This window comes from Lysinibacillus sp. NPDC086135, assembly GCF_044746345.1.
Lineage (GTDB): Bacteria > Bacillota > Bacilli > Bacillales_A > Planococcaceae > Lysinibacillus.
Genome location: NZ_JBIVCA010000001.1, coordinates 59,148 through 70,709, shown reverse-complemented (window position 1 = coordinate 70,709; position 11,562 = coordinate 59,148). Strand labels below are relative to the sequence as shown.

Here is an 11,562-nt window from a genome sequence, read left to right as displayed (position 1 = left end):
GTAGTGTTAACGTAGCGTCAGCGGCATGATGTTAGTCACTCAGTCGTTGCCACAGGACGTGGCGTTCTTAGACTGAGGTCCTCTATTTCAGCGGGTATTTGGACACCCACTGAAAAGTAGCCTAAATCTGCATTCATCTCACTACCTATAGAGGTAGGAGACTTCTGTAGCTGACGCTTTGCTTTCGGTACAAAAAACAATTGTTGCTGTCGCTACAGAAAATACTTGCTGAAAGAAGTTAAATGTCTATAACAAAAAGCATACCATAAAAATGTAATAGAAACTTGCATTAAGAGGCTCATTCTAGATAAAAAAATCGTTATGTTACTAGCATAATAGTAGCATAACGATTTTAAGTACATATAATCAATTTTCACTTAGCAAATTGTTGCTGTCGCTGCGCTTTCGCACAGAAAACATTTGTTGCTGTCGCTGCGCTTTCGCACAGCTAAACAGTGCTTCCGAAGGCTTTATCTTGTTGGTGCCTCAAACGCACTACCAGTTATCGCATCTTCCGGTAATACTAAAATTCCTTTTTCAGAAGGTGCATTTGGTATTGCTAATTCGCGTGCTGAACATAACATACCGTATGATTCAACACCACGTAAATTACCTTCTTTAATTAGCATTCCAGAAGGCATCACTGCACCGATTTTTGCAACAACAACCTTTTGACCTGCTTCCACATTTGGCGCGCCACATACAATTTGTAATGTTTCTTCACCTACGTTTACAGAACAAATGTTTAATTTATCAGCATTTGGATGCTTGTCCTTCGTTTCTACATAACCTACAACAAATTTTGGAGAAAAATCTACATCAAGGCTGATTACAGCTCCATTTTTTGATATAGCTGCCTCAAGTTGTTCTACTAATTCCGGAGTAACTTCAACTAGACCTTTTGCATCAGTTTGAATATAGTTGCTAGCATTAAATAAATTAAATGCTTTAATTTCTCCCGTTTGTGCTTCCTTTAATATAGCGATATCACCCGCACGTTCTAACTCTGTCTTCACGATTGATTCTGTTGCTAATTGTACTAGCAATACATCTCCTACATGCTCTTTGTTGTAAAATACATTCATTGTTTCTCTTGCTCCTTTTTAACTCGGTTTTTTGCTAATATAAAGATCGGTTCTAGCTCCTCGTCTTCATAAATAAAAGATAATGACGTAATCGGTACAGTACCGACAGCGAAGAAATGCATCGTCATCTGCGCTAATACATCATACCCTGTTTCATTACGAATATCACCTACTATTAATACATCCTGATGTGGTACAGATAACGTCATGTCACCTTCAATGTTAGTCTGCATCTCTTTCAAAAAGCTTTCATTTAAAATACGACTTGCATCGTAGCCATCATTAGCATTAACAAAATAAAAAATATTCCCTGCAACTTCATCTTTTTTATAAACTGTTGGCAATTGCTTTACAGAAAATCGTGCCATTTCACGAATTTGCTCTACTGTTAATTGTAGTACCTCTAACATGGATTCATCAATAAAACGATAGGTTTTTCCTAAATCAAGCGCATAAAAAATACGTGTTTCAGCTGTATGCTCAGTAGTAATGAATGCATGCCCCTCCTTCGAGGCTTTAGGGGAGGATGTTGCGCGAATAACTGGATAAATTTTTGTAATAGCTTGGAATCCTTGTTCCATTTCTTGTTCCATAGCATTAAAGGTTTGCTCGATTGTATAAACAACTTCATCGATTGCAGCCCCTTGCTTGTCATTATATTTTGCTAAAATGCCTGGTAGAGATAGCTCCATCCCTTTACCAATTTTTTTATGGTTAAGGCGTAATTTATCATGCTTTTTATCAAATTCAAAATCAAACTTTTCCTCATTCAAATGTTGTTTTAATAGGGTCACAAGTTGTTCTGATTTAATTTGTTTCACCTAGCTCACATCCTTTCTTCTAAATTAATTTATTTTTGCGTAATTACCGCTGTCGCGCAGAAATAAATTGTCACAGGTCGTAACGTTTACTCCAGCAAATTTGGGTATCCTTTCCCCTTATTTAGCGCTTTCGGTACAGAAAATAATTGCTGAAAGAAGTTTAGTGAAGAGAAAACGGCTCACATGTTCGTGAACCGTTCTGTTCAAAACTATCCAATTATTTAATCTTAACCGAATGAACGATTTTCGTCATCTCATGTAAATTATCTTATATTTTCCTATTTTAAAAAAATTATTTTAAAGTTGCAACTTCACCATTCCATTATCACTAATCAACAGAAACTAGTCATGTGCTAATGTGAATAAATATTGGCCAATAAGAAGCGAAACTATATGCTCGAACATCATCTGACGACTTACTAATCCTTGTGTGAAAACTCCTACAGCTCCCGCACCTTGTCGGATATCTCGGCGTTGTGTATAGTGCTCCATTACAGGCCCAAGTTCCTTCCCAGCTCTTATTTCCTGGGCAATTTCTTCTGGTAATATAATTTGTGCGCCAGCAGCTGTATAAGTTGTGCCATTTGATACTGTAAGTGCTCCCCAGTTACAAACGTACATAACACCATCAATTTCAGTCACTCCACCCTCTAATCCAAACGATAATTGGGCATCCGTCTCTTTGATTGCGTTTTCCGAACGGTTTATTGCTCCCAATCGTGTTTCTTCATGAGTCATCGGTTGATCGGATACTTGTGAAGCAGCCTTAACGTAGGTAAAATTTGGTTTATCAAAATATTTTCTAGCAATAACTTCAACTGCCTCTGTTTTTGCTTTGTTTGTTGTTCCAATAGTTATGTTCATTTTCTAATCCCTCTTTCCTCACATAGAAAAAGATGCCCCTAAAGGCATCTTTTAACTTCTTTCAGCGGAATCACTTTACACATTAGCGCGAATCGTTGCTAATGTCGAACGATCAGCTTTTTTCACTAGTTCCACAATTAAAGCTTTTGCAGCTGCATAGTCATCAATATGAATAATTGAAGCAGATGTATGAATATAGCGTGAGCAAACACCAATTACTGCGCTAGGAATGCCGTCATTTGCCGTGTGTACACGTCCTGCATCTGTACCACCTTGTGATACAAAATATTGATAAGGAATATTATTCGTTTCCGCAGTATCTAAGATGAATTCACGCATGCCTCTATGTGTAACCATCGTACGGTCAAGAATACGTAATAATGTCCCTTTTCCAAGCTGACCAAATTGATTTTTTTCTCCTGACATATCATTTGCAGGTGAAGCATCTAGAGCAAAGAATAGATCCGGTTTAATCATATTTGCGGACACTTGAGCACCTCGCAGACCAACTTCTTCCATTACATTGGCACCTGAATATAAATGCGAGGCTAACTTTTCACCTTTCACTTCTTTCATCAATTCAATTGCCAATCCACAGCCATAGCGGTTATCCCAAGCTTTGGCCATAATTTTTTTCGGATTTGCCATTGGTGTAAATGGGCAGACAGGGATAGTTGATTGACCTGGACGAACGCCAAGTGCAATAGCATCTTCTTTATTGTCTGCGCCAACATCTATTAGCATATTTTTAATATCCATCGGTTTAGAACGTTCAGCATCTGTTAATAAGTGTGGTGGTATTGATGAAATCACGCCAGGAATCGCACCGTTTTTAGTAAATACTTCAACTCGTTGCGCTAGCATTACCTGATTCCACCAGCCACCTAATGTTTGAAAGCGGATCATCCCGTTATCAGTAATAGAAGTAACCATGAATGCCACTTCATCCATATGTCCAGCAACTAACACTTTTGGTGCATCAGCAACTTCACTATGCTTCACACCGAAAATACCCCCTAAATTATCCTGAACAATCTCATCCGAGTACTTTTCCAACTCAGAACGCATGAACGCTCGTACCGCATGTTCATTACCCGGTGCGCCTGGTAATTCTGTTAGTGTTTTAAATAATTGTAATGTTTCCTCATTCATGATGACTCTCTCTCCCCACGAAGTAGAATATTCTTCCCTGCCATTGTAACATATTTATCTATATTCTTCAGAAAACTTCCATTTTTCAATGAGTAGCAAAATAAATGAGAATTGTCGTTCATCTTCAAAGTTTACCCAAAACTTGCTCTGTGCAATAGCAAAGCACCAGCGCAATTTCCAAATTCGTAATATTGATACATTTCCTAAAAAGTGCTAAAGTGTGAACGTGCATTCACTCTGTATGCTATGTTAAAATGGAGCTATAGAAAAAGGAGGAAAGAAGCATGAAATTACGTGATTTTTTAATTGGTGTTGCTACTGGCCTAGCTGCCGCAGTCATTGTTAAAGAAGCAAGCGAAAAGGTTTCTCCGTATGTACCTGCAGGACAAGTACTCGAAAACATAAAAAAGGAATTTAAAAAGGATTCACCGATTGACGGTTCTTGGATTTTTATGAAAACAGACAATTTCTCTAACGGCATTATGACTATTCCAGTATACCGTGGAGGTATCTCTCGTATGAATGAGGGCGAAATGCAAACATTTGAATTTGCTGCTGACGCACGCTCAGGTGTAGTAGTAGAGCTACAAGAAGTATAACCTTCCAGTAATACGCGAACAAATATTATAAAACCCTACAAAAAAGAAGCCATCTTAGTTATTTGAGATAGCTTCTTTTTATAGAGTTAAAAACAAAATGATCAAGTAAATATTTAAGAATGTTGAGAGAGATTTCAGTTCCTAACCACTCGCTATTCTGTGAGCAATCTTCAAGTTGCTTACCCTGTTGCAGCCACTACGTTAAACTACGCTTTCGCACAAAAAACAATTTTTAAAAATTTCTTTTTATCACTATAAATTAGAGTGGCATACATATATACGCTATGTGAATAAGTTGAGTGGAGACTGGGCGACTCATCGGGGATCAGCGTCACAGATGAGACCCTGCAGCGCAGCGAAGCGGCTCATCGGACGCCCCCAGGAAGCTCTGCTCTGTGCGAAAGCGAAGCGTCAGCGGCAAATGTTTTAACTGTGCGCAAGCGAAGCGTCAGCGACAAAGCGCCCAGTCGGAACGGAAATCAACCACTCTTTTTGCTGAAGAGCTATTTTTATTTAATAATACATCTTTATTTCATCGATATAATAGTTTTTCAATAACTTGAAAAAGCCATCTCGTCATTGGAGATGGCTTCTTCGTTTTACTCAGACAATCCTTTATTGTTGAAGTATTTTTTATATTTACGATAATAATTTAAATTATTTAACGTTAGCTTCACCCAACGTTTCGCATTCATATCTTGATTAAAGTAAAGAGAGTTTGTATATTTCCCTTCACGAATTAATTTTTTAGCTTCTAACTTAAGCTTTTCATTTGATGCATATTTGAATAGCACGCCTTTAGGAATGATCATCCATAAATGCTTGTCCTGAACATAAGTTACTTCCTGTTCAATATTTAACATATGGTCATCCGCTACATATTTCATTAAATTATGACCACTTGCTGTTACATAATAACTAGAGCGACCATTACGTAAGTTAATTTCAAACAACTTATACTGTTTGTCACGCATATCATATTTCATATCGAAGTTAGCAAAGCCTGTATAACCGATATCCTCTAAGAAGAAACGTACTTGATCCATTAATTCTTTATCGTATGTTGTAATAATAGCTGCATAACTACCGATTCCTTCAGGTGAATGCTCTTCTAAGATTGGGTTTCCTAGACACATTAGCTTCACTTTGCCATCCTTCCCTACATACGCATTTAATACACGCATATACGAATCATCACCTGGAATGAATTCTTGAATAATCATTGTATCCTGATAAGTTGAGCTATAAATTGCTTTTAAAATAGCTGTTTTTTCCGCTTCATCATTCGCAACGAAAACTTTTTTCTTACCTGGGAATTTACATGCCCAATATTCCACCGAGTTCGATGCCTTTAAAATAATTGGGTAATCAAATGGTGGTGTAAAGTTTTCGTAATTGTCTGCTGTTACAGTCGTCGTACCAGGATATTTAAAATCGTACTTATCACACATTTTATAGAAATTTTCTTTTAATAAAATTTCATCCATAAGTGATTCATCAATATATGGTACTGTAAAATGCTCCTGCAATGCTGGCTTATTTTTGATAATAAGCTTTGCATAATCATCTCCACAAGCTAACAACAGTAGTTTTTTATCTGAATATTTTTTTGCGACCTTTGCAAGTGCAGGTGCAAATACATCCTGTTCATTTAAGCGATCAATCTCTTCGAAATTTATGATATGACTATCTTGCGTTGCCGTTAAATGTGAACGCCCTAATACAAGTGGTTTAATACCATATGCCTCATAAAATGCACGTGCCATACCATATGCATTCATATCTGATCCTAGTAATACTGGTAAAAATGGTTGCTCAGTTGCCATGTATATTTCAACTCTCTTTTGTGTTTTAGTATAGCTTTTAGTGTATCATATTTTCCAAGATGTTCACGAAAAAAGTGTCAAAAAAATGGGGTATAGACAATTAGGCTCATCACCATAACGTGAAGTTGATTTCCGTTCCGGCCGGGCGCGCTTTGCCGCTGACGCTTCGCTTTCGCGCAGAGCAGAGCTTCCTGGGGGCGTCCAGCCGGAACGGAAATCAACTTATATACATCGCATACGTTTTAAATAAATTAAACCTCCATTTTTGTAAAACCTAAAAATACCCACCCGTAATACAGGAAGTTCCCTTTAAATGTTCCATTTCAGAGGTGAAAGTCTTCTGTAATCACGGTTGTACTTTCGTTTCAAAGAACATTTGCTGAATAAAGATAAAAAAACGTGCGAACACAAAAGGTTCACACGTTTTTTATTTAAAATGTAATAACAGCTTGTCTGCTGCGTTCTAATTTATCTTCAATTTCTTTACCTGTTTCATCCCATTTAATCATGCGGTAATACGCATCATGGTAGAAGATAAAGCCGTAGCCATTTGCAAGTGCTTCTTTCATTATACGTTCCTTGGCAAAGACACTCGTCATTGGATAATCGTCATACGCTAAAACCCATAATGGATTTTGGTGTGCATGTGTTGGCATAATATCTGCCATATGCAATAATACCTCGCCATTTTGAGTTAATTTTATAATGGCATGTCCATCACTATGACCACCCGTATGAATCATTTCAATACCCGGAGCTACTTCTAACGTACCTTCATACGTTTCTATTAAGTGCTGAACTGGCTCCCAGTTTTCTTTCCAATACGTATTTTTCGAGCGAACATTTGGCTTACGCATTTCGTCCCACTCGATTTTCGTTACGAAGATTTTGGCATTCGGGAATGTTGGTACAAGGATATCATCTTCCCATTGCGTTAAACCCCCAGCGTGGTCAAAATGTAGATGCGTCATTAATACTGCATCAATATCAGCTGGTGTTAGTCCTAGCTCCTGTAAGCTAGCCGCTAATGTTGATTCCTCAGTTACCCCAAAGTTTCGTAGTTGTTTTTCATTTAATTTGTTAAAGCCAACACCAGTATCAACAAGATAGTTTTTGCCATCATATTGAATTAAAATCGGCTCAGTTGGTAGCTCGATTTGATTTTTTTCGTTGACTGGATATTTGCGTGACCAAAGTGGTTTTGGTACAACGCCAAACATAGCACCGCCATCAAGGCAAGTGACACCCCCGTTTAGCCATGATAATGACATACTGTGAAACGTTAACTGATCCATCCATACTCCCCCTATTTAGTAAAGAATTGCGATTCTAGACGATAAATCGGCTGTCCTTTAGCAGAAAATTTCTGCTCATATTCAGTCATAACGTTATCCTCAGGCATATTCGCATGTAGGTCGAGTGATACATACTTAAGTAACATACCATATTCAGACATACTAATTAATGAATACTCAAACAAACCACGGTTATCCGTTTTAAAATGGATTTCCCCCTCATCCACTAAAATCGACTCATATAATTTCAAAAAATCCCCGTGCATTAAACGTCGCTTAGCATGGCGCGTTTTTGGCCAGGGATCTGAGAAATTCAGATACACACGGTCTACATCATTTTTTGCAAAAAATTTATTTAAATCTGCGCCATTTACTTTTAATAGTCGTAAATTCGCTGGAGATTTAGCCTCTATAATTTTTTCCAATGCACAAACAATGACACTGTCATAAAGCTCAATGCCAATATAATTTATATCTGGATTTTGTAAGGCCATACCTGTGACAAATTGTCCTTTCCCAGTACCTATTTCAATATGTAGTGGGTTGTCATTTCCGAAAACAGCCTGCCAATTCCCTTTAAAGTCTTCAGGATTTGGAACAATCACCTCTGGATGACTCGTAATCATTTCCTCCGCCCAAGGCTTATTTCTTAATCTCAATTTTTTTCCTCATTTCTTTCTCATGAAATTATTGATTTTTTATAGTATAACGTATAACCATAAAATTCGCATGAAATTATTGCGAAATGATATTTTAGTGATGGGCCATTTTTCAATGTTTCTTTGCTATAACCTGCCAAGCATTACGTTGCACTGTACAAGGAATATTCGTTCCCTCTCTAATTTCTCCAATATAGTTACCATCCGTATGACAATCAACGTTATTTGCTTGCACGAAAATGTTAAATTGATTGCCTTGCAAAAAAGTAATCTCTTTAAATTTTGTATGCTTTTCAAAAAACACAGTAACAAATACTAGTAGCAATTTAAGTCGCGAAATACCGTGAACGATTGTTAGTTCGATTAGTCCATCATTAGGTTTAGAAGATGGGGAAATTCTCATCCCCCCTCCAAAATAAGGTTGATTGCTCGTCGCTACAAACCACGCCTGCTTAAATTGCCATTCTTGATCGTTTGTCCGAATAGTTACATCAAAGGATTTAAAGCTAAATAGCCCTCTTACAACAGCCGCAGCATAGGATAACTTGCCGAGCCCGATTTTATTGAGATAAAACTTCAAACGGGATTTATTAATACGTTTTGTGACAAATGCATCGAAGCCCACACCAGCATTATTGACGAATATTTCGTGCTGTTGATCTTCAAATTGAACGACACCAACATCCATTGGGAGATTAGCCATTTCATTATTTTGTATATAGCTTTCAATTTGAAAAGCATTTTGAAATGTAGTAAAGTATCGTGCGAAATCATTTCCGGAACCAGCACGGACTACACCAATAACGATAAATTTATTATGTACAACGCCACTAACAATCTCATGTATTGTGCCGTCACCGCCAACAATAACAATTAATTGTTTGGTTTTAGCATCTTGCGCCCAATTTTTTGCAAGTTCCTTTCCATGCCCCTCATATTCTGTAAAAGCAACTTCATAATTCATTGATAATTGTTGTTGAAGGTGATGCCAAACTTTCTTACCTTTGCCGTGCCCTGCTGCTTCATTCACAATAAATAATACTCGCATTCACTAATCCCCGGCTGGTTGAGAAGATTGCTTCCAAATATCTCGATTAAAAGATGTTGTTTGTACGTTGTTTAAAATCGTTTGAGAAGCACGAATTTGCATATGTTTCATAGGAGAGGATACTTTCTTTAAATGCTCCATCCACTCTCCATAATTTCGACGATCTACAAATTGAATTCCGTAAGGTGATCCTGGATAATCGAAATAGCCATTCTGTGTTAATATGACCTTACGAATTGGCATATTTATATCGTCCTGCGTAAATAATTGCGTTAATACAGACTCCATACGATTTAAACTTATCATTGGATTAAGGACTTTTGAATCCTTCGTTCCTACTTTTTTTATCCAGAATCGCTCACTGCCTCCCACATAAACTGCTTGATTTTCTGCTTCTAGCACTGTTATACAAATACATTCTGTCGGTGACATTAGTACGACATCAAGCTCTATGGGTGCTTTTCTAATTTGTAAAATAGGATAATAAAAAAGCAAATAATTGTCTGGTAATTTTTGCAATAAATTTCGTAATAATGGATCACGCATAAAACGAGGATCTACATACGACTTTTCACGTAATGTTGAACTTGCCCATTTCATTTGAAAATGGAAAAATTGATCGATAAACATTCGTTTTAATTCATGAATTGATTGTGGTGCGTAGACAATTTTCGGTTCAAATGTTAAAGTCGTTTCTTCTTCAGGTATGATATCTTCATCACTTATTAGTTCATTCGATATTTCTATCTGTTCAACGTCCACATTTTCTTCCTTCTGACGACCTGCAAATATCTTTTTGAATAAAGAGAATTTCTCTTTTTCTGTGAAAGAATCATTTTCTGAGTCTTCGTCGGTATGTTGCCACTCACTAATTTCTTCTCCTAATTCCCACTGTCGCTTAACACGCTCCCATTGACTTTTCTTTAAGCGTACAAATTGAGTTGGATATCTTGCTAAATCAATTTGATAGCGTGAAATATAATCTTGTATTTTCACCAATTGTGCCATGTGTTTTGGTCACTCCAATCTTACTCGCCCTATATCTAATTTGCTAATTTCCCTACTACTGCTTGGAAGGCAAATCGAAGTATCAATTTTCTCCTTGGCATAATGTAGTTGTAGCGGTCGCTACATAAAAAATTACTAAATAAAGTGAAATAGACATTTGCATTCATTACATCGACATTTGCTCTTTAACCTTAAATTCCGATAGCAATCATTCAACAACTGCATTCATCCTTTTTATTTTACATGACGTTTCCGGATAAAACATCCATAATTTGTTCTATAGAAAAAGAGAGCTACCCAAAGTATAGGGTAGCCCTCTGACAAGAATCATTATTTCGCATCAATAGAAAGCGGTAATTTCGCCTCGAACGCTTGTTGTAATTTACGAGTCCATTCACCAGGAACTCCAGCACCAATTTTGTTACCATCAACATCGATAACAGGTGTTACTTCAGAAGATACAGATGACACAATGATCTCACTCATTGTTAATAAATCAGCCTTTGTCATTGGTTCTTCAATAACAGGTAAATTAATTTCCTCAGCACATTTTAAAATAACTTGGCGTGTAATACCGTTTAAAATAAAGTTATTTGCAGGGTGTGTATAAAGCTTACCATCTTTAATGCCGTAAACATTTGCTGATGAACATTCTGTTACGATGTCCCCACGATGTAAAATAGCTTCATAGCAGCCTTTTTCAGATGCTTCCTGTTTTGCCAGTACAGCACCTAATAAGTTTAAAGATTTAATATCACAACGTAACCAGCGAATATCCTCTACTAAGGTAGCCTTAACACCTTTTTCAAAGTTTGCATATGAACGCTCACCAGTTTTAACATTCCCTGTTAATACAGCTGGAACACTTGCATCTGGGAAAATATGATTACGAGAAGTTGTACCACGTGTAATTTGGAAGTAAACATGACCTGTTTCCAAATTATTTTTTTCGATAAGTTCATGTAATAATTTGTGTAATACGTCTTTAGTATAAGGAATGACAAGACGAATTTTTTCGGCACTCGCATAGAAACGATCAATGTGTTCTTGTGCTGTGAACATATTTCCGTTATAAACTTTAATTACTTCATAAATGCCGTCACCAAATTGGTAACCTCTGTCTTCTGGAGATACTGTAATTGATCCTTCTTCAACGATTTGATCATTCCATAATGAATATGCCATTTGTTATGTTCATCCTTTTC

11 protein-coding genes are annotated in these 11,562 nt (G+C 37.0%); 1 reads left to right on the top strand and 10 read right to left on the bottom strand.

The window, feature by feature from the left end; genetic code table 11:
* Nucleotides 1-470 precede the first annotated feature (470 nt).
* The 4 genes from ytpR to ACIPKN_RS00290 form a co-directional block, all read right to left on the bottom strand.
* A complete protein-coding gene (gene ytpR / locus ACIPKN_RS00305) occupies nucleotides 471-1,085 on the bottom strand; it encodes a YtpR family tRNA-binding protein (protein ID WP_142508750.1) in 615 nt (204 codons plus the stop codon).
* Nucleotides 1,082-1,906, bottom strand: coding sequence for a DUF1444 domain-containing protein (locus ACIPKN_RS00300; protein WP_400932358.1), 825 nt, complete (start codon nucleotides 1,904-1,906; stop codon nucleotides 1,082-1,084). The genes ytpR and ACIPKN_RS00300 overlap by 4 nt, the downstream gene beginning before the upstream one ends.
* A gap of 342 nt (nucleotides 1,907-2,248) precedes the next feature.
* The gene (locus tag ACIPKN_RS00295; protein WP_400932356.1) at nucleotides 2,249-2,770 is read right to left on the bottom strand and encodes a DUF84 family protein; all 522 of its coding nucleotides are present in this window, start codon (nucleotides 2,768-2,770) and stop codon (nucleotides 2,249-2,251) included.
* Nucleotides 2,771-2,845: 75 nt separating this feature from the next.
* Complete coding sequence (locus ACIPKN_RS00290) at nucleotides 2,846-3,922, bottom strand: M42 family metallopeptidase (protein ID WP_400932354.1); 1,077 nt, start codon at nucleotides 3,920-3,922, stop codon at nucleotides 2,846-2,848.
* Nucleotides 3,923-4,206: 284 nt separating this feature from the next.
* On the opposite strand from ACIPKN_RS00290, the gene ACIPKN_RS00285 reads away from it, so the two are divergent.
* On the top strand, nucleotides 4,207-4,521 hold the full coding sequence (locus ACIPKN_RS00285; protein WP_142508747.1) for a hypothetical protein: 315 nt from the start codon (nucleotides 4,207-4,209) through the stop codon (nucleotides 4,519-4,521).
* Between the two features lie 599 nt (nucleotides 4,522-5,120).
* On the opposite strand, the gene ACIPKN_RS00280 is transcribed toward ACIPKN_RS00285, so the two are convergent.
* The 6 genes from ACIPKN_RS00280 to dat form a co-directional block, all read right to left on the bottom strand.
* Nucleotides 5,121-6,347 carry a carboxylate--amine ligase gene (locus ACIPKN_RS00280; RefSeq protein ID WP_400932352.1) on the bottom strand — a complete coding sequence of 409 codons (1,227 nt, stop codon included), beginning with the start codon at nucleotides 6,345-6,347 and terminating at the stop codon, nucleotides 5,121-5,123.
* Nucleotides 6,348-6,778: 431 nt separating this feature from the next.
* Complete coding sequence (locus ACIPKN_RS00275; RefSeq protein WP_400932350.1) at nucleotides 6,779-7,642, bottom strand: YtnP family quorum-quenching lactonase; 864 nt, start codon at nucleotides 7,640-7,642, stop codon at nucleotides 6,779-6,781.
* 11 nt (nucleotides 7,643-7,653) lie between these two features.
* Complete coding sequence (gene trmB / locus ACIPKN_RS00270; protein WP_400932348.1) at nucleotides 7,654-8,301, bottom strand: tRNA (guanosine(46)-N7)-methyltransferase TrmB; 648 nt, start codon at nucleotides 8,299-8,301, stop codon at nucleotides 7,654-7,656.
* 112 nt (nucleotides 8,302-8,413) lie between these two features.
* Nucleotides 8,414-9,349: a diacylglycerol/lipid kinase family protein gene (locus ACIPKN_RS00265; RefSeq protein WP_400932346.1), complete on the bottom strand. Its 936-nt coding sequence runs from the start codon at nucleotides 9,347-9,349 to the stop codon at nucleotides 8,414-8,416.
* A 3-nt stretch (nucleotides 9,350-9,352) separates the two neighbouring features.
* The gene (locus ACIPKN_RS00260; RefSeq protein ID WP_400932344.1) at nucleotides 9,353-10,357 is read right to left on the bottom strand and encodes a nuclease-related domain-containing protein; all 1,005 of its coding nucleotides are present in this window, start codon (nucleotides 10,355-10,357) and stop codon (nucleotides 9,353-9,355) included.
* A 330-nt stretch (nucleotides 10,358-10,687) separates the two neighbouring features.
* The gene (dat, locus tag ACIPKN_RS00255) at nucleotides 10,688-11,542 is read right to left on the bottom strand and encodes a D-amino-acid transaminase (RefSeq protein WP_400932342.1); all 855 of its coding nucleotides are present in this window, start codon (nucleotides 11,540-11,542) and stop codon (nucleotides 10,688-10,690) included.
* Between the last annotated feature and the right edge of the window lie 20 nt (nucleotides 11,543-11,562).